Here is a 19597-nt window from a genome sequence, read left to right as displayed (position 1 = left end):
TCCCGTGCGTCAGTTTTGCGGAATGTAGAGCACCTGCCCTACCTGAATATTCCGCGACTTGAGCTTGTTGATCTCCACCAGCCGAGCCTGACTCACCCCATGTTTCTCGGCAAGGCGGGAGAGACTCTCGCCCCGCTTGACCACATGGCGGAGCATCTGTGACTTGTCGTCATTGCGAACGGGGGCTGCACTGCGGCTCTGCCCCTGCTGGGGGATATAGATGGTCTGCCCGATCTGAATATCCCGGCTGCGCAGCTGGTTGATCTCCACCAGAGTGGACTGACTCACTCCATGCTTCTCGGCAAGGCGGGAGAGGCTCTCGCCCCGTTTGACCACATGGCGGAGCATCCGCGATTTGTCATAGTCCCCCACACTGCTGACCGGTGCACCGCTCTCTTGCGCTGCCGCCGAGTAAGGCTTGATCACCCCGGCGCCGGAGCCGCTCCCAGCACCGCCGTCGCGGGCGGTGGCGGGCATCTTGTTGGTCACCACCGGCTGCGACTGTGTCTGCCTGGGCTGGCTCACCGGCTGCCGGGCTACCGGTGCAGGGCGAGTGGTCGCGACAGGTTGGCTCACCTGCCCCTTGCCGGTCAGCATGGCCCCCTTGGTCGGGTGGGCGCGGTAGTAGTTGCGGATCCCCTCGAAGATGGCGCGGGCCAGCTGGTCCTGATAGCTGGCGGTAGCCAGCAGCTTCTCTTCCGCATGGTTGGAGATAAACCCAGTTTCAACCAGCACCGAGGGAATATCCGGCGCCTTCAGCACCGCCAGACTGGCGTGCTCCGGCGCCTTCTTGTGCAGTCGGGCAACCTTGCCCATGGAGCGCAGGATCTGGCGGCTGACGTCATACCCTTCGGCACGGGACTTGTCCATGGATAGGTCGAGGAAGGTCTGCGCCAGATAGGGGTTGGGATCGGATTCCGCCAACACCTTGCCGACACCGCCCAGCAGCTCGCCCTGCTTCTCCTGCTTCTCCAGCCAGCTGCCCATCTCGCGGTTGGCACGGTTGGTCGAGAGGACCCAGACCGAGGCGCCGCGCGGGGTCGAGTTATGAAAACTGTCTGCATGGATAGAGACCAGCAGATCCGCCTTTGCCTTGCGGGCAATCTCGGAGCGCTTGTTGAGGTCGACGAAGTAGTCGCCACGACGGGTCAGCACGGCGCGCATCCCCGGTTCACGGTCGATCAGTGCCGCCAGCTTCTGGGAGACCGCCAGCGTCACCCGCTTCTCGTAGGTACGGCGCGGGCCGATGGAGCCCGGGTCTTCCCCGCCGTGGCCCGGGTCGATGGCAATCACCACCCCCTTGCCTTTGCCACCGACGGGCGTGGATTGCACTGCTGCCGCCGAGCGCTTCTCTTCATAAGGAAGGTCGATGACCAGACGGTGGCCATAAGGCCCAGCTGGCGCCAACGGAAAGACCACCGGCTTGATGGCGGAGCTGAGATCCATCACCAGCCGCAGACCGCCCTTCTCCAGCGGAGTGCTCTGGCGGATCTTGCGCACCAGTTCGCTGTTGTTCTCGATCCGCGCCAGATTGGCGGCGTTGCTCGCCCCTTTCAGATCGATCACCAGCCGATCCGGGCCGGTGAGGGTGAAATAGTTGAAGTTGGGGGCGCTGCTCATGTCGAGCACTACCCGGGTATTATCCGGTGATGGCCAGATTCGTACGCTCTTGAGCTGATTCGCCCAAGAGGGTAACGCCATCAAAGAGAGAGCAATAACAAGGATCAAGCGCACGTAGATGACAACCGTTCCAGAATGGCTTCGCCAATAGCAGTGCGAGCCTCTATCAGAACCTCGCGCTGCTCGCCTACATAAGTAAGGGTAATTTCCAGGTCGGGAGCCGGTAACCAGCCCTCGCCCTTCTCGGACCACTCCACCAGACAGAGAGTGTTGGCGGCAAAATAGTCCCGAATGCCCATGAATTCCAGCTCTTCCGGATCAGCCAGGCGATAGAGATCAAAATGGTAGACCTGCCAGCCATCGAGCTCGTAGGGCTCGACCAGGGTGTAAGTCGGGCTTTTTACCTTGCCCTGATGGCCAAGGCCCTGCACCCAGCCGCGGGTCAGGGTGGTTTTACCGGCGCCAAGCGTGCCATGCAAAAACACTGTGGTCGCCTGCTGGCAGGCCTGTGCCAGACGGCCACCCAGTGCCACGGTTGCTGCCTCGTCCGGCAGTGTCATCATCAACTGTTTTGCCATGTTCTTCTTTTTAACTTGTAATGGTGTCGGGATTAACCAGTTTGCGGATCAGCGGCAGCAGATCTGACGCCAGCATGCCCCGCTCGCCGTCAGCGGCGGCCTGATCTGCAGCCTCGCCGTGGATCACGGCGCCCAGCCAGCTTGCCATGGTGGCAGACCAGCCCTGGGCCAAAAGGGCGGCGATTATACCAGATAACAGATCGCCCATGCCGCCACTTGCCATGCCGGGATTGCCTTCACAACAGAGAGCGACCCGCTCGCCGTCATAAATAAGTGTTCCCGCCCCTTTTAACAACACCACACCGCCATAGCGCCGCTGCAGCGCCTGCACGGCGGCAAACCGATCGGTTTCAATCTCGGCAATGGTGCATCCCAGCAGGCGCGCAGCTTCGCCGGGATGGGGCGTGAGCACCCAATTATCCTGATGGCGGGGAGATTGCGCCAGCCAATTCAATCCATCGGCGTCCAAAACCAGTGGCAGCCGTTCGGTGAGATAACGGGTGATTTGTACTCTTCCCCACTCATCCTGACCTAGGCCGGGGCCGATGACCCGCACCGACGCCCACCCCTCGTCATCTGCGGTAGTGAGACTCATCAGTTCGGGTTGATAGAGGCTGACCGGCGGATGTTCCGGATGCTGACATACCCGTACCAGCCCGGCCCCCGCCCGCAGGCAGGCGCGGGCAGCCAGCACGATGGCCCCCTGCATGCCGCGATTGCCCCCCACCAGCAGTACCTTGCCATAAGAGCCCTTGTGGGAAGCGCGCGGGCGCGGGGTCAGCTGCGTGCTCAGCTGCGGATAATCGATACGCCAGGCAGCGGGCAGCATAGTGTCATCAGGCGTGACGCCAAGGGGATCACAGTCGAGCTGGCCGACACAATCCACCCCGTCGCCGGTGAGCATCCCCTGCTTGATACCGATAAAGGTGAGAGTGCGAGTGGCCTGCACCATGGCCCCCATGGCACGGCCGGTATCGCCGTTGAGGCCGGAGGGGAGATCCACCGCCAGCACGGGCACAGCCAAGCCATTGATTGTTGCGACGATCTTTGTCAGTAGTGGCGAGAGGGGCGTGTTGACGCCGGTGCCAAGCAGGGCATCGACCACCAGATCCGGGGGGGAGTGCGGGTCCTTATCAAACTGCTCGGCCAGCCAGACCCGGCCACCGGCCGCCAGCCACTCATCGGCGGCCCGTCTGGCATCCCCCTTCAGTTGGTCGGGTGCCCTGGCGGCAATCACCACCACCTCGATGCCAATCTGGCGGGCAAGGCGGGCCAGCACATATCCATCACCGCCGTTATTGCCGGGGCCGACGAAAATCCACCAGCAGCGACTGTCGGGCCAATGCAGGGTGGCATAGGTGCGCAGCGCGGCACCGGCTCGCTCCATCAGGGCATAGAGAGGTTGCCCCTCACGCGCGGCCCAGTTGCGCTCCAGTGCGCGGATCTGTTCAGTCTGCCACAGCCCCTGTGGTAAACTGCCCCCCTCTTTTGTGCCCAACGCGCCCCTGATGATCTCTACCATGACGGCTCCTGCCTCTTATCAATCGACCCACGCCAGCAAACGCCGGCCAGGCCAAGCCGCATGAGCGCACCTGACTTCCACCAGCTGGCCCACGATATCAAGCTCTGGGCACGGGAGCTAGGATTTGACCAGGCGGGCATCACCGACACCGATCTGCGTATCGAAGAGCCGAGATTGCAGGCCTGGCTGGATGCGGGCTATCACGGCAGCATGGATTACATGGCGCGCCACGGCATGATGCGCGCGCGCCCCCACGAGCTGCTGCCGGGCACGGTGCGGGTGTTGTCGGTGCGGATGAACTACCTGCCGTTCGAGGCGGGTTTTGCCGCCACCCTGCGCGATCCGACCCTCGGCTATATCAGCCGCTATGCCCTCGGCCGCGACTACCACAAGGTGCTGCGCAACCGGCTCAAACAGCTGGGTGATCGCATCGAAGCGCGCTGCGCCGAGCTGTTTCAAGGCACTGAAGAGACCTTGGGTGAGTGGCGCCCCTTCGTTGACTCCGCCCCCATCCTCGAGCGGCCACTGGCGGCCAAGGCAGGCCTCGGCTGGGTTGGCAAACACTCACTGCTGCTCAACGAATCGGCCGGCTCCTTCTTCTTTCTCGGTGAGCTGTTGCTCAACCTGCCGCTACCGCTCGACCAGCCAGTGGAGAAGGAGCAGTGCGGCAAGTGTGTCGCCTGCATCAACATCTGCCCGACCGGCGCCATTGTCGCCCCCTATGTGGTAGATGGCCGCCGCTGCATCTCCTATCTCACCATCGAGAACGACGGCCCTATTCCGGAAGAGTTTCGCCCCCTGATGGGCAACCGCATCTACGGCTGCGACGACTGCCAGCTTATCTGCCCCTGGAATCGCTACGCAGATACCAGCCCGGAACCCGACTTCAGCCCGCGCCCCAGTCTGCACCGCCCCCCCCTGCTGGCGCTGTGGTGCTGGAGCGAGAGCGATTTCCTCAAACAGACCGAGGGGAGCCCGATCCGCCGCATCGGCTATCAACGCTGGCGCCGCAATCTGGCAGTCGCCCTTGGCAATGGCCCGGCAACCCCCGAGGTGATCGCGGCACTGCAACTGGGGCTGACCACCGCCGAGCCCATGGTGGCCGAACATATCGAATGGGCACTGGCCACTCTTGCCCGGCGTCAGGATGAAGAGAACAAAAAGACCCGTTTGCTGATCCGCTGCATCGAAAAAGGTCTGTCGGATCACGCATAAGTGATCTGCCCCTTGCCGGATTGCAGCACTTTTTTCATGCTCTGCCGACCTGCAGTCCCCATAACAGCGTGGTCACTGCAAACTGGTCGGCACACAACAAGGACAACACAGATGCATATGTTGGGAGTGGATATTGGAGGCTCAGGGATCAAGGGCTGTCTGGTCGATACCAAAACCGGCGAATTGATTGGCGAGCGCCATCGCATTGCCACACCGCAACCGGCTACCCCGGCCGCCATCGCCCATACCCTCAAGGCACTGGTCGAACATTTTGACTGGAAAGGGCCGGTGGGCTGCGGCTTTCCTGCCACCATCCACAACGGGGTTGCCAAGAGTGCCGCCAACATCGACAAGAGCTGGATCGAAACCGATGCCGAGCATCTGTTTGCCGATGTCACCGGCAAGCCCTGCTATGTGCTGAATGATGCCGATGCCGCCGGTCTGGCCGAGATGCGCTTTGGCGCCGGCAAGGATCGCAAGGGGGTCATCATCCTCATCACGGTCGGTACCGGTATCGGCACCGCCATCTTCGTCAACGGCCATCTGCTGCCCAACACCGAGCTGGGCCATCTGATGCTGGAAGGGATGGTCGCCGAGCACTACTGCTCCGATGCGGCGCGCAAACGGGAAGATCTCTCCTGGAACCGCTGGGGCAAGCGTTTCAACAAGTATCTGGCACGCCTCGAGTTTCTCTTCTCCCCCGACCTCTTCATTCTGGGGGGCGGCAGCGCAGCCAAGCTGGATAAGTTTGTCGATCGCATCGAGACCCGGGCGCCGCTTATTCCGGCGGCCAGCCTCAATCAGGCGGGCATTATCGGGGCCGCCCTCTACGCGGCCGAGCAGCAGGGCTGACCGACGCTCACTGCAAGTCAGCAGATACCAATGGAAAGGGCCCGGCACTGCTGCCGGGCCCTTTTGTTTTGCGGTCATCTTGCGTATTTGGTGCTTATCACCCGTTACATGTCGTCGAGTCGGTGCACTCCGTGCACCAGTCGGGTCAGGCGGGTCTGCTCCAGCCCGGCCAGATTCTCGAGCAAAGCGGTGGTGGCCGGTGTCGGGCACTCCCGGGCCAGATGGCTCAGCTCGCCCACCAGCTGCTCTTCCCAGCGGCATACCTGAGTGACGATATCCTGAGTCTGGACTGATGCCGGCAGCTCGAAGCGGGTAATGGCAGGCAGCATATCCTCGCTGAAACTCTGGTTCAGCCAGGTCTCCCTGACCGCCTCTCCCAGCTGAGCGGCATATTCGTTCAGATGGGCACTGGCCGCATCCTCACGCCCTTGCAGATAGACCAGCAACATCCGGCTCCGTTCGCTGTCCACCTGACTGGTCAAACGCCCATAACAGAGTCCGAGCTGGTGATGAACCTGCTCAAGATAGTGCAGCAACTCTTTGATCTGTTGGAATCTCATCGCACTGCCCTCCATGTTTGTCGACATCATCAGTATAAAAAACCGGCGCCACCGACCCAATCCCTATCCGTGCCCCCCTTGCGCTGCATCAAGGTTGACGCCGACAAAATGGCTGCCAGGTTCTCCGGTCACGAATAGGGAACGATTTGTGCAGCAATTTGTGTAACGATGGTGGAGCATTAAGCTAGACAGCAGATGTGAACAGAAACGAGCTAACACACTAATAAAACCAGCCTTACCCGGCATAAACCATCTTTAATTCGGTTATCTGCCGCAGGGACGAAACAGGATCTGGAAGAGCAACAATACCATCCTGATTGTTATCCGCCTGACAGAAATCCTTATCACTTTTTTAGACGTCTAGACGTAAAAACATGCGTTGACATGGCCATCCAGACATCTTAGCATCATCCTCCATGATGACAGAGTAACCCAGTGGAACCTCTGCCCAATTTCCCCGCCTGTAGCGCCCTGTGCTTTAAGGCTGTTAGCACGGAAGAATCCATGATTAAGTTGATCGGTCTCAACAAAGTCTACGGTACAGGCAGTGACGCCGTGCACGCCCTGCGTGATGTGAGTCTGCATGTACCCCAAGGCAAAATTTTCGGGGTGATCGGTGCCTCCGGTGCCGGCAAGAGTACCCTCATTCGTTGTGTCAACCTGCTGGAGCGCCCGACAGAGGGTCAAGTCATCGTTGATGGCCAGGATCTGGTCGCCCTGAGCGAACGGGATCTGACCCAGGCTCGCCGCCAGATCGGGATGATTTTCCAGCACTTCAACCTGCTTGCCTCCCGCACCGTGTTTGCCAACATCGCCTTTCCGCTGGAGCTGGCAGGCTGGAGCAAAGAGAAGATCCAGCAACGGGTTGCCGAGCTGCTGGCGCTGGTCGGGCTGGAAGCCCGTGCCCAGGCCTATCCGTCCGAGCTTTCCGGCGGTCAGAAACAGCGCGTCGCCATTGCCCGCGCACTGGCACCAGCCCCCAAGGTGCTGCTCTGCGACGAGGCCACCTCGGCCCTCGACCCGCAGACCACCCGCTCGATCCTGACCCTGCTCAAGGAGATCAACGTCAAGCTGGGGCTCACCATCCTGCTCATTACCCACGAGATGGATGTGGTGAAAGGGATCTGTGACGAAGTGGCCATCATCAGCGATGGTCGCCTGATCGAGCAGGGGGAAGTGGCCTGGTTCTTCAGCAACGCCAAGACCCAGCTGGCCCGTGACTTCATCCACTCCACCATCCATCTGGAGGTACCGCAGGAGTATCAGGATCGGATGAGCAGCGAGCGGGTGCCGGGCAGCTACCCGCTGGTGAAGCTCGGCTTTACCGGCAGCACGGTCGATACGCCGCTGATCTCCGAGGCGAGCCGCCGTTTCAACATCGACATCAGCATACTGAGCGCAGACATCGAATACGCAGGTGGCGTCAAATTCGGTTTCCTGCTGGCAGAACTGTTCGGGGATGAAGCCCAGTGCGAGGCGACCCAGCAGTTCCTCATCGACAATCACATTCAGCTGGAGGTAATGGGTTATGTCCGAAGCCATGATTAATCTGCTCATCACGGCCCTGGGCGACACCCTGATCATGGTGTTTGCCTCCGCTCTGTTCGGCTGCCTGCTGGGTCTGCCGCTCGGCGTGGCACTGCATGTGACCAAGGCGGGCCAGATCCTGGCCAACCCCTTGCTCAACCGTACTCTGGGCATGGTGGTCAACGTGGGTCGCTCGGTACCCTTTATCATCCTGCTGGTCGCCATCATTCCGCTGACCAGGCTGATTGTCGGCACCAGTATCGGCACCATCGCTGCCATCGTGCCGCTGACTGTCGGTTGCATCCCTTTCATTGCCCGTCTGGTGGAAGGGGCCCTGATGGAAGTGCCGGACGGCCTGCTGGAAGCGGCCAAGGCGATGGGCGCCAAGCCGTTGCAAATTATCACCAAGGTGCTGCTGCCCGAGGCCCTGCCCGGCATCCTCAACAGCGTCACCATTACCCTCGTCACTCTGGTGAACTACTCGGCCATGGCCGGGGCCATCGGTGGCGGCGGTCTGGGAGATGTGGGTATTCGTTATGGTTATCAACGCTTTGACCCGACCGTCATGCTGGTGACCGTGGTTATCCTGGTAGTACTGGTTCAACTTATCCAGAGCGCGGGTGAGCGCCTGGTCAACAAATGTGATCATCGTTAATCGTCGATTTCTGACAGGAGGTTTTATGAAATTTGGCATCAAATCCGTTGCGGCTGCCCTGCTGGCTGGTCTGGTTCTGGCCGGTTGCGGTCAAAAAGAAGAGAGCAAGGTTCTGAAAGTGGGAGCTATTGCCGGCCCCGAGACCGAACTGGTTGAAGTGGCTGCCAAGGTAGCCAAAGAGAAATACGGTCTGACAGTCGAGGTGGTCAACTTCTCCGACTACGTCACCCCGAACGTGGCGCTGAACGATGGCAGCATCGACGTCAACGCCTTCCAGCACAAACCCTATCTGGATGCGCAGGTGCGTGATCGCGGCTTCAAGCTGGTGCCGGTTGGCAACACCTTTGTCTACCCGATTGCCGGTTACTCCAAGAAGATCAAGGCGCTGAGCGAGCTGCAAGATGGCGCCCAGATCGCGGTACCGAACGATCCGACCAACCTGGGTCGCTCCCTGATCCTGCTGGCCAAACAGGGCCTGATCACCCTGAAGGATGGCGCCGGTCTGGAAGCCACCGTGCTGGATATCGCCAGCAACCCGCGCAACTTCAAGATTGTCGAGCTGGAAGCAGCCCAACTGCCGCGCTCGCTGGAAGACGTGGACTTAGCCATCATCAACAACACCTTCGCCGGTCAGATTGGTCTGACCCCGACCGAGAACGGCCTGTTTGTTGAGGACAAAGAGTCCCCCTACGTCAACCTGATCGTCGCCCGCGACAACAACAAGGATGACGAGAAGGTCAAACAGTTCGTACAAGCTTTCCAGACCGATGATGTCTACAAGAAAGGTCTCGAGCTGTTCAAAGGCGGCCTGGTAAAAGGTTGGTAATTGCTCACTCGGCAAAAAAGGCCACGCAATGCGTGGCCTTTTTTATTGGCGCCGCTATCATATCCGCGAGCACGGCAACACGAACATACTCATAACATGAAAAAATGGTATCTGGCCTACTGCAAGCCAAAAGAAGAGGCCCGCGCCCGCGCCCACCTCGATGCCCAGGGTATCGAATCCTATTACCCCATGGTGGAGATCGAGAAGCTGCGCCGGGGCAAGCGAGTTCCGGTACGGGAACCCATGTTCCCCAACTATCTGTTTATCTTCGTTGATTTGGAAGAGGTGACACCGGTCACCCTGAAATCGACCCGCGGCATCAGCCGGATCATCCACTTTGGCAGTGAATGGACCCCCATCAGCAGCAAGCTGGTCTATCAGCTGATGAGTCGCGATGACAGCGACGAGGCGAGAGCCAGCTACGCTAACCTGCCCTGCTCGGGCGACAAGGTGCTGATTGAAGAGGGGCCGCTTGCCGGCTTCGAAGCCATCTATATGGAGCCGGATGGAGAGAAACGGGCGATTTTGCTGGTCAGCCTGCTCAACCGGGAGACCACCAGCAGCTTCGACAACCACACCTTCAGACGTCTGGACTAAACCCACGGGCCAGACGGCCCGGTGAATGGCAATAGCAATGGCGGGATGATCCCGCCATCTCACGCATCAAGATCAAATCGGGCGATGACCGCCTTCAGCTTGCCGGTATCGCCAGCCAGTCTGGCTACGATCTCCTCCCCCTGCTGACTACGCTGACAGGATTGCCGACTGAGCGCGGCAATGTCGTCGACCGTCCCGGATACCTCGGCGGCCACCCGCGACTGCTGCTCGGTTGCCACCGAAATGGCCTCCAGCTGGCCCGACAGCGACTGTACCAGCTGGTTCATGGCACTCAGGGTATCTGTCACCAATCCGACTGCATCCCGCCCTTGCTCTACCAACCGGGTACCGCTGCTGACGGTACTCACCGTCTGGCGAGTCTGCTGGGAAATGGCCGCAATGGTCTGGCTGATCTCGGCAGTGGATTGATGGGTGCGGGTCGCCAGCTGGCGTACCTCATCGGCCACCACCGCAAAACCGCGCCCCTGCTCGCCTGCCCGTGCAGCCTCGATCGCCGCATTGAGTGCCAGCAGATTGGTCTGCTCGGCTATAGTGGCGATCACCTCGGTGATCTGCCCCACCTGTTCACTCTGATGCTCCAGCAGCCCCATGGCTTCGTTGGCCTGTCCAATCATGGCGGCAATCTGCTGCATGGTATCGCTCATTCGCGTCAGCGCGGCCTCTCCCTGACGGGTCTGCTGCCGCACCTGATGGGCACCATCCGCCACACCGGCAATGTTACTGGCCACATCACGAGCGCTCACCGACATCTGATCGATAGCCGCCGCCACCGCATCAACCCGCTGATCCTGCTCCGTCAGATCCGCCACTATGGCTCTGGTGGTGCTGCCCACATCGAGACAGGCCACCTCGACCTGCCCCACTGCCCCCTGCAACTCCCCGACCAGATGATGTAACTGGGCAGACATCCGGTTGATGGAACCGGTCAACTCTCCCAACTCATCCTGCCCCGTTATCGGCAAGGGCTCGGCCGCCAGCCGGCCATCCGCAACCTGCCCCGCCCGGGTCACCAGACAGGCAATGTCACGGGTCAGACGGCGACTAAAGAGCCATGCGACCACCATGCCAAGCACGATGGCACTGCCGGTAGCCAACAGCAGTGTCTGGTTGATGGCCCTCCCGGCTCCGGTCATCTGCGCCGAAATCTGATCCACCTCGGCACGGGTTTTCCCCACCTGCTGGACCAGCTGCTCGCTGAGGCTGGACTGCATCGGCTCGATGTCGGTGGCCATCAGGTAGTTTGCCTGATCCCAATCCGGTGCCTGGCGCTTCTCGATCACCTGTCCCACCAGCTCGGAGAAAGGGGTCGCCATCTCTTCAAACAGCTGCCAGAGGCTCTGCTGGGTGTCGGTAAAAAGCGCGGCTTGCTGCTTAACCTCAGCCACCCGCTGCTGGTGAAACTGGTAGTAATCCTGATATTTGCTGCGGTATTCGGGATCGCCTGAGATGAGAAAATCCCGCAGGGCTGAGAGAGCGTTGGCGAGGCTGTTGTAGGCATCCCCCACCTGTTTGAGCAGCATGCGGCGATCGCCGGAAAGTTGATCCTGCGGAGTACCAACTTCTTCATTGGCAAAGGATTGCAACTGATCGAGCGCCGCCTCCGCCAACGGCCCCGCCTCCTGCAGCATCAGGGTATGAGCGGGCAGATTCTCTTCACTCTGGGCGATGGTCCACACCTTCTCCTGATGGCTTTTGAAGGTCTCGAGAGACTTGGCGAGTGCCGGACTGAAGGCCTGATGGGCAATGGCCTGCCAGGCCGACTCCCACTCCTGCTTGAGGCGGGAAGCCTGAGCCGGATCCTTGCCGAGGATCAGATAGCCACGCAAGGCAGAAACGGTGGCAACCAGCGCCTTCTGGCTCGTTTCATCCCGCTGCAGAGTGGGCAGCGCCTGCTCCAGCAGGGTGTGTTGGGCCTGATTGATCTGGGTCAGCCGGTAATAGACCAGCGTGGAGGAGAGCAGGATCAGCAGGTTGATAAAACCGAAGCTGAGCAGCAACTTGCTTGAGATTTTCATGAACATCCTTGTTCAAACGGAGGGATCCAGCCAACAGAATCAGATAGATATCAGTGTAGGCAATCTATCTTGCCAAGTCCGGTGCCAATTAGCCAATTCACTGCGCGGCATCGGGCGGGCAGAGAAAAATCCCTGACAGAGGTCGCAACCGAGTTGGGCCAGCACTCGCCAGGTCGCCTCATCCTCTACCCCTTCCGCCACCGACTTCAGCCCCAGCTTGCGGGCCAACTCGATACTGGACTCGATGATAGCCAAACGTGACGGATCGGCATGGCAGCGATCGACGAAAGAGCGATCCAGCTTGAGTTCGGTGAACGGCAACAGTGCCAGCTGCTGCATCGAGGAGTAGCCGGTACCAAAATCATCGATGGAGAGGCCAAAACCATGCATCCTCAGCCGGGTCAGCACCTCCAGAGACTTGCCCAGATCCTGCACGAATGCGCTCTCAGTCACCTCCAGAGTGATGAGCTCAGGATTGATACTCCAGCGCTTGCACTGATCAATCAATAAGTTGCAAAGATCCCCTTCAATGAGTGAGGTGGTGGAGAGGTTCATCGACAGATTGAGTGACAACCCGGTTTCCTCCCATAAATGGCCATCACTCAGAGATTTGCTGATGATCACCTCGGTCAACGGATCGATAAGCCCGTTGTGCTCCGCCAGTGAAATAAAACGCCCGGGCGGGATCAGGCCAAACTCGGGGTGTTGCCAGCGGGCCAACGCCTCCATCCCGACCCACTCGCCGGATGCAAAACTCACCTTGGGCTGATACCAGGGCAGCAGTTGATCTTGTTCGATCGCCCTACGCAACTCATCGAGTCCTATTCTGTGCCCCTCTTCCTCCCTGACGGGTTCCTGCCGGGGTGACCAAGCCTGGATAAGCCGCTGGAGCTGCTGCGGCGTTGAGGGTTTCTCTATGCGACCGAGCACCTGCAGGCCATAAGCGGTACTCATACGCAATACGGCTTCGACCACATCCCCCTCAAGCGCGCTGGAGAGGATAATGCCGCCCTGAAAACCACCCAGCGACAGGCGGCGCAACAGCGCCATGCCATCCATTCCGGGCATTCGCAGATCGCAAAACAGGATATCGACGTTGTGTTGCTGGCTAAGCGCCAACGCCTCGATACCATCAACCGCTTCCAGCAGATTCTGGTAACCCAGGCTGCGGATCTGGTGCAGCAGCGCCTTGCGCTGAAATCCATGGTCTTCCACGACCATGATGACCAACTCATGTTGTGCTTTTTTCATCGAGCCATAATCCAATGTCGTGGGCAATCGCCGTCATCAACCTCTGCACTGTGCTGACCAGATCGTCGAGCTCGTCGAGCCGCTTCAATCGCGCTGCCGATTCCAGCATGGCAGCCTGGCTGGCAAGCTCCTCCAACCCGACCATTCGGGCAGCCCCCTTGATCCGGTGGGCTGTCTCTACCAAAGCGCTGGCATCATGACAAATCAGTGCTGCCATCATGGCCTCGCCATCCTGCCGGTTGGAATCGAGATACTCCACCGCCATGGCTCGCGCGGTCAGCTCGTCACCAAACAGCGCCAACCAGCGCTCAGCCTGCATGCCTGTAGCCCCAACAACGGGCGCAACCGCGCTTCTGGTTGGCGTCCTCTCTGCCAGCCAATGGGCCAGCATCTGGCGCAAGATATCCAGCGGGTAAGGCTTCAGTAACATGTCACTCATGCCAGCCTCTACCATACGAGCACTCGCCTCTTCCGACGTATCTGCCGTTACCCCTATGATGGGGGCCGTCACTCCCGCAGCCCGCAGCGCCTTGGTCAGGGCATAACCATCCATCACCGGCATATGGCAATCAGTCAACAGCAGGGAGAATTGCTGTCCCTGCCAGGCCCGCAGAGCCTTCTCGCCATCTTCCACAACCTGAGCCTCGATACCAAGAATGGCCAACTGCCGTGCCAGCAAGGCACGATTGACCGGATGATCATCGGCCACCAGTACTTTGCCACCCAGCTTCTCTGCAAGCGCAGGGAGGATTGGTGTGACCCGCTCCTGTAGCAATTCGTGGCAGCTCTCCAGCAGAAGATCCGGATAGAGAGGAGATAGACCCAGGCGCCACCATTTCTGTTCACCAATCCGACCCCGTAGCGCCTCATCAGGTGACGCTATGATCCCCTTCAGCGCAGAGTGTTGCAGCCAGCTTTGCCATTCCCCCCCCAGCGCTTGCTCAAGCCACCGTTGATCGGCCAACAGCAACCCGTCCAGCGAGCGACTGAGCTCATTGGCCCCCAAGTACCTGAGCTTGGCCCCCTGCCGTACCATGGCCGCTTCGAGGTTGGTGTCATCGCTGAAAAACCACCATTCTGTGTCAGCCAGAGCAGGGGGATCCCACTGCGGATTGGTAAGCGGTACGGTAAAGCGGAAGCTGGAGCCCTCTCCTGCCTTGCTGGTCAGTGTCAGTGCCCCCCCCATTTTGCACACCAGCTGCTCACAGATTGCCAACCCCAGTCCGGTGCCACCAAAACGACGGTTGATATCTGACTCCACCTGCTCAAAAGGCGTGAACAGCAGCGCCTGCTTCTCTGCGGCGATCCCGATACCAGTGTCACTGACACTGATGGTCAGTTGCTCGCTCAGGTAGCTGACCTGGATAGTAATCCCCCCTTGTTCGGTAAACTTCACCGCATTATTGAGCAGGTTGGAGATGACCTGACCGATACGCACCCCATCGATGTCGGCCCAATCCGGCACATGATGCTCCCACTCAAGCACCACGTTGAGCCCCTTGTTATGAGCCAGTGCCGCGTGGCCACGAATGGCATCGCAGATCACCGTTTGCAACCGGCTGCTCTGGTAATTCAACTGCAACTGACCCGCTTCTATCTTGGAGAAATCGAGGATGTCATTGACCAGATAGAGCAGGTTGTTGGTCGAGGTGACCACATTGCGCACCATAAAACGCTGGTCGTCGTTCAGCTCGCTCATTTGCAGCAATTCGAGCATGCCATGCATGCCTGAAATGGGTGTTCGTAGTTCATGGCTCATGGTTGCCAAAAAGCGGCTGCGAGCCTGCATCGCCTGCTCGGCATAGGCGCGAGCTTCGCGCAGCTCATATTCCTGTTGCTTGAGGGCCGTAATGTCCTGAATCACCCCGTTGAGGATCAGTGCCTGCTGCTCCTGTCTGACAAAGTTGCCACGTACTTGCAGATAGCGATCTCCATCAGGTCGCTCCACCTTGACCTCCAGATCGAGGGGCGCCAGAGTCTCGGCATGATTGGCCACCTTGCTGACAAAATCCTGCAGCGCTTCTTCGGTAAAGCCGAACACCTCACCACCCGATTCGGCATTGAACAGATCCTGTCGGGAAGCCCCGAGGATCTCGCTGGCACCCTGAGAGGCATACAAAAACCGCCCCTTGCCGGGTCCTTGCCACAAATACTGATAGACCACCCCAGGCATGCTGTCGGTAATCTGGGTAAGGCGATTTTCAGCCTGACGGGCGCGCTCCTCCGCCTCCTTGATCCGGCTGACATCGGTCAGTACTGTCAACACCCCCAGCATATTGCCATCCGGATCGCGATAAGGGCGTTTGGCATAGATAACATGGCAGGGCGTACCATCAGCTCGCAGGTTGCTCCCTGCCCCCTCCAGATCCTGTCCTGTCTGCCACACCCGGCGCTCTTCTTCCAACACACTGTTTCTGAGTGTCTCGGGCATGTTTTGCAGCTCCTCACTGCTACTGCCTGCACCGAGGAAAGCATCGCGATAGGCCTGATTGCACAAGGTGATCCGCTGCTCGCTATCACGTAGCGCCACCATGGTTGGCAGTGAGTTGAGCAAGGTCTGCACAAACAGCAACTGTTCATTCAGCTTGTCCTCTGCGATTTTCCGCTGCGCAATCTGGCGACGTAAACTGCGAGCCCAGAACATCACCAACAAACCGCTGACGAGCAAGGCGCCCCCCCCTATGGCCAACCATTTGTAAATCAGGGTGTAATCAGACTCGATATTGACCGACACATTGAGCCAGCGTCGCTCCAGCAGTTGCCACTCCTCATCTGTGATGGTCAGCAGCAACTTGTCCATGATGTGGAGCAACTCGGGCTGAGCATTATCGACGGCCATACTGATAGGTACGGAAAATTCGGGGGAGCTCAGCACTACCTGATACTTATCATTGAAACCCTTCATCGCCTGCTGTCCCAGATTGGTCATGGTCAACAGCACATATTCGGCTCGCCCAGTATCAAGCAAGGTCAGTAAATCGGCATCTTTGCCTACTTCGATAATATTGGCGCCCAGCGCGTGAATGAGAGAGGCTTCGTAAGAACCCGTCACACCACCAATCAGACGCCCTTTCAGCTCGACCAGCGACTTCAGCGGGCGAGCACCGTGTCTGGCTACGACATAGCTGTCGAACTTCAGATAGGAGGAGGTAAAAGAGGCAAAGGACTGACGATCCTTGAGCGGTGTCATCAAGGGAATAAGGTCCACTTTGTGCTCTTTCAGCAGTTTAAGTGACTCCTGCCAGGTATTTGTCGACACCAGCTCAAAGCGGATCCCGGAGCACAGACTCAATAATTTCATCAGGTCTGCCGTATAGCCATGCAATTCACCTTCGTCATCGATTTCGCTGATGCCGGCAAATCCGGGGGCAACGGCGAACTTGATCACCTTGTTTCTCTGCTTCAGCCAATTAGCCTCATCTGGTTCCAGCAACAGACCTGCGTTGGCGCGTTCATTTTTCTGATGCAACCGTAATCGTGAGTCTGCAACGGGTATCCGTTGATATGCCTGCCAAAGCCTCTCGCTCAGCTCTGGCTGGCGGGGGCTGGTCGCCATCGTCAGCGTACTGCCAGAAAGCCACCCAGGAGCGACAACCCCCATTGATGCAGGCATTCTCTCCATCTTGAGGGAAACAATTGGTTCCAAATCAAGATATGCATCGACAGCCCCCAGCTTGACCATATAGGTCGCCTCGTTACGGCTCTCCAGCTCAGTTACATCAGAGATCCCCAAACGATCCAACTCATTGCAACTGCCAAACCCACGAATACAGACCCAGCGTAACTTGCGCGCCTGCTCCAGGGTCAATCGCTGATCCGGGGTATGCATTAAAATGGAGCGAGCATAAGAACCGATACTGCCAATAGGGTTTATCCCCTTCAATTCAAGAGCATTACGTTCGACCCCGATTAATGCATCAATCTGGCCGCCTTGGAGAGCAATCTGGGCATCCACGTAGGAGTTGTAGGGGATATAACGCAATGACACGCCCATTTCGGCTGCAATGCGCGAGGCCAGCTCCTTGAGCGGACCGGCATAACGCTGGTTGGGGAGTTGATAGATGAAAGGGAGATAGCCGCCACGGGGAACCCCGATCAGCAGCTCCTTTTGTGCAGTAATTTCGTTACTTGTGCTCTCATCTTGCGGTTGGGGAGCCGCAACAGCCAACATGCCCGTAAACAACAGCAAAATAGGAAGAAAAAGCTGACGAAAGAGCGGCATAAGGTCTTGTCCTGATGAGTAAAACAGATAGGGCTGCCACCTCTAATCTTGCAGATCCTGACGACGCAAGGCGAGAAAACAATCGCAGCTGTTACAAAGAGGGCGGAGAGGATAATACTGAGTCACCAACATGTGAACCTGGAATCAACCATAAGATGGAAAAATGGCAGGCATGCAGCCTGCCATTTCACTAGCGAGGGGGATCTTATTCTCCCCCTCGCGATCAGGTTATTCGATTCCCGAGGCGGAAGCCGGTTTGATACTCCCGATCGCGAACGAGGGCGATTTGACCCTGATATCCTTCCAGCCCGATATCCCTGAGCAGGGCGGGTGACAGATTGACCTGCACGAGACGACGCTCGACCCGGGCAATCCTTCTCTGGACCAGGGATTCAACACTGCGTAGTAAAACCAGTTCGATAGACATGACATTCTCCAGTTGAACATGCGGTTCTCCCGGAGAAAGTGGATATCACCCTGCGGGACGAACCGCGGGTGATAAAAAGACAGGGGTTACCTGTTTACGCCACGCGGTAAAAGAGCACGAGATTTCACGCCGCACGCAGTGCCGCGAGAGAATGCAATATTGAGCATCAGATGTTGCATTTTCGTCTCCTTACCGGGTAAAAGTTGAACAGGTTGCAGAAGTCTAAAAAATATCCGAATTTAACACAAGCCTCTTGCGACTCCTTTTTAAACGTTTTTACGGCATTTTATGCTGCCCGACAGGGATCTTGGGGCATCAGATCCCCGAGAGTAGCCGGTACTCTTCCAGTACATAGGTATCCGTCATGCCGCTGACATAATCGAGCAGCAACCGCACCCGGTAATACCACTCCTGCTCGTTTTGGCAGGCAAAACGCGGATCCGGGGTGGCGATCGCCAATCGATAGGCCTTGAGGTGGCGGGCCGAGAGGCGGTGATAGAGGCGGCGCGCAAAGAACAGCGCCTGACTCCCCTCCCTGGCCAGCAGACGGGCAAACTGTGGCGCTGGCAGTGCCAATAGACAGGCATAACTGGTCAGCACCCCGCGCAGCGCCGCATACCCTTCCAGTTCGAGAGCCTCGACTTCGGGGCGCATAAAGACCAGCTCGCGGGCCACCTGCTTGAGGATATCGAGCACCCGCGCCGCCGGCGCCTGGCCATGCAGCAGCGCTTGCGGATAGGAGCCCTGCAAAATGGCCTGATGTTCGCTGACATAGCTCTGCGCCGCCAACGCCACCAGATCCCGGGTCAGCTGCTGGCGAAAATGGGGGAAAAAGCCCCGATCACTGGCAAGCGCGTCATCCAGCAAGGTGCCCATGTAGTCACTCTGGTCAGCAGCTCGCAGCGCCGCCAGCAGTTCACCCTGAGTCAGGATCCTCCGATCTACCGCATCTTCCAGATCGGCGATGCAGTAGGAGATGTCATCGGCCGCCTCCATGATGTAAACCAGCGGATGACGGCAGCCGGGGGCCAATCCCAGGCTCTGACCGAGGGCCCGGTAGAGCGGCTGCTCGCTAAAAAAGATGCCCCGCTTGCTGCTCCAGCCATGATGCTGACCATAGCTCACGCCGGGCTGGGGCTGCTGCGGGTATTTGCAGAGTGCCGCCAGTTGTCCAAGCGTCAGGTTGAGCTCGTGCAGGCTGTGCACCAGCCGCAAGCTCTGGGCGTTGCCATCAAACAGTTGCAGATCCTGACGCAATTCAGCCCACTGGGCCGAAGGGCGCTGCGCCAGCGCCTGCTGATAGAGTGGATCGAGCATCTCGCCGAGCCACTGGCTCATCACCTGCTCGCCAAAGTGGCCAAACGGCGGGTTACCCACGTCATGAAGCAGGCAGGACATCTCCACCAGATTGATAAAGGCTCCCTCGCAGACCGTGCCTGCTGGCAAGGCAGCCAGAATGCGGCGGCTGATCTGGCGACCGGTCTCCTGCACCTCCAGCGAGTGGGTGAGGCGGCTGCGCACCGAGGCCTTCACATCGAGCGGAAAGACCTGGGTCTTCTGCTGCAACCGGCGCACCGGCGCCGCCTGCACGATACGGGCGCGATCCTGCTCGGTCGCCTCCAGCAGCTCCTCATCCCCCCAGGAGTGGATGCGCGCGGGGGTAATCAAACGGCTATACATCTTGCAGCTCCTTGCCAGCAACTTCTATC

The 19597-nt window shown here is 59.0% G+C and carries 15 protein-coding genes; 6 read left to right on the top strand and 9 right to left on the bottom strand.

From position 1 onward, the window contains the following. Positions 1-9 precede the first annotated feature (9 nt). Genes AB5Y73_RS01165 through AB5Y73_RS01155 form a run of 3 tightly spaced genes read right to left on the bottom strand, consistent with a single transcriptional unit; the run spans position 10 to position 3720 of the window. Positions 10-1701: an N-acetylmuramoyl-L-alanine amidase gene (locus AB5Y73_RS01165; RefSeq protein ID WP_220128911.1), complete on the bottom strand. Its 1692-nt coding sequence runs from the start codon at positions 1699-1701 to the stop codon at positions 10-12. A gap of 23 nt (positions 1702-1724) precedes the next feature. Further along, positions 1725-2198 (bottom strand): tRNA (adenosine(37)-N6)-threonylcarbamoyltransferase complex ATPase subunit type 1 TsaE, encoded by a 474-nt coding sequence (gene tsaE / locus AB5Y73_RS01160; RefSeq protein ID WP_005339056.1) that lies wholly within the window; start codon positions 2196-2198, stop codon positions 1725-1727. 10 nt (positions 2199-2208) lie between these two features. Next, entirely contained in the window at positions 2209-3720 is a 1512-nt protein-coding gene (locus AB5Y73_RS01155) for an NAD(P)H-hydrate dehydratase (RefSeq protein WP_107682592.1), read from the bottom strand. 60 nt (positions 3721-3780) lie between these two features. On the opposite strand from AB5Y73_RS01155, the gene queG reads away from it, so the two are divergent. Then, positions 3781-4935 carry a tRNA epoxyqueuosine(34) reductase QueG gene (gene queG / locus AB5Y73_RS01150; protein ID WP_107682593.1) on the top strand — a complete coding sequence of 385 codons (1155 nt, stop codon included), beginning with the start codon at positions 3781-3783 and terminating at the stop codon, positions 4933-4935. A 111-nt stretch (positions 4936-5046) separates the two neighbouring features. Beyond that, positions 5047-5787: a polyphosphate--glucose phosphotransferase gene (gene ppgK, locus AB5Y73_RS01145; RefSeq protein WP_005339062.1), complete on the top strand. Its 741-nt coding sequence runs from the start codon at positions 5047-5049 to the stop codon at positions 5785-5787. Between the two features lie 104 nt (positions 5788-5891). Here the strand turns inward: ppgK and AB5Y73_RS01140 are convergent, their stop codons facing one another. Beyond that, complete coding sequence (locus tag AB5Y73_RS01140; protein WP_107682594.1) at positions 5892-6347, bottom strand: hypothetical protein; 456 nt, start codon at positions 6345-6347, stop codon at positions 5892-5894. Between the two features lie 504 nt (positions 6348-6851). On the opposite strand from AB5Y73_RS01140, the gene metN reads away from it, so the two are divergent. The 4 genes from metN (at position 6852) to rfaH (ending at position 9952) form a co-directional block, all read left to right on the top strand. Beyond that, the gene (gene metN / locus AB5Y73_RS01135) at positions 6852-7895 is read left to right on the top strand and encodes a methionine ABC transporter ATP-binding protein MetN (RefSeq protein WP_005339067.1); all 1044 of its coding nucleotides are present in this window, start codon (positions 6852-6854) and stop codon (positions 7893-7895) included. Further along, positions 7876-8529: a methionine ABC transporter permease gene (locus AB5Y73_RS01130; protein WP_005339070.1), complete on the top strand. Its 654-nt coding sequence runs from the start codon at positions 7876-7878 to the stop codon at positions 8527-8529. The genes metN and AB5Y73_RS01130 overlap by 20 nt, the downstream gene beginning before the upstream one ends. Positions 8530-8554: 25 nt before the next feature. Continuing rightward, positions 8555-9355, top strand: coding sequence for a methionine ABC transporter substrate-binding lipoprotein MetQ (gene metQ, locus AB5Y73_RS01125; protein WP_005339072.1), 801 nt, complete (start codon positions 8555-8557; stop codon positions 9353-9355). Between the two features lie 96 nt (positions 9356-9451). Beyond that, positions 9452-9952: a transcription/translation regulatory transformer protein RfaH gene (gene rfaH / locus AB5Y73_RS01120; RefSeq protein ID WP_058057235.1), complete on the top strand. Its 501-nt coding sequence runs from the start codon at positions 9452-9454 to the stop codon at positions 9950-9952. Positions 9953-10011: 59 nt separating this feature from the next. Here the strand turns inward: rfaH and AB5Y73_RS01115 are convergent, their stop codons facing one another. The 5 genes from AB5Y73_RS01115 to dgt all read right to left on the bottom strand — a co-directional run bounded on the left by AB5Y73_RS01115 (position 10012) and on the right by dgt (position 19568). After that, on the bottom strand, positions 10012-11988 hold the full coding sequence (locus tag AB5Y73_RS01115; RefSeq protein WP_118854267.1) for a methyl-accepting chemotaxis protein: 1977 nt from the start codon (positions 11986-11988) through the stop codon (positions 10012-10014). A 39-nt stretch (positions 11989-12027) separates the two neighbouring features. Then, the gene (locus AB5Y73_RS01110) at positions 12028-13239 is read right to left on the bottom strand and encodes an EAL domain-containing protein (protein ID WP_107682596.1); all 1212 of its coding nucleotides are present in this window, start codon (positions 13237-13239) and stop codon (positions 12028-12030) included. Beyond that, entirely contained in the window at positions 13220-17461 is a 4242-nt protein-coding gene (locus tag AB5Y73_RS01105) for a transporter substrate-binding domain-containing protein (RefSeq protein ID WP_107682597.1), read from the bottom strand. The genes AB5Y73_RS01110 and AB5Y73_RS01105 overlap by 20 nt, the downstream gene beginning before the upstream one ends. 223 nt (positions 17462-17684) lie before the next feature. Beyond that, positions 17685-17888 (bottom strand): hypothetical protein, encoded by a 204-nt coding sequence (locus AB5Y73_RS01100; protein WP_107682598.1) that lies wholly within the window; start codon positions 17886-17888, stop codon positions 17685-17687. A 315-nt stretch (positions 17889-18203) separates the two neighbouring features. Then, positions 18204-19568, bottom strand: coding sequence for a dGTPase (gene dgt, locus AB5Y73_RS01095; protein ID WP_107682599.1), 1365 nt, complete (start codon positions 19566-19568; stop codon positions 18204-18206). Positions 19569-19597 lie beyond the last annotated feature (29 nt).

Source organism: Aeromonas sp. s7(2024) (assembly GCF_040907825.1).
Taxonomy (GTDB): Bacteria; Pseudomonadota; Gammaproteobacteria; order Enterobacterales; family Aeromonadaceae; genus Aeromonas; species Aeromonas veronii.
The sequence above is the reverse complement of the archived record's forward strand: the minus strand, read 5'-3'. Positions and strand labels throughout refer to the sequence as shown.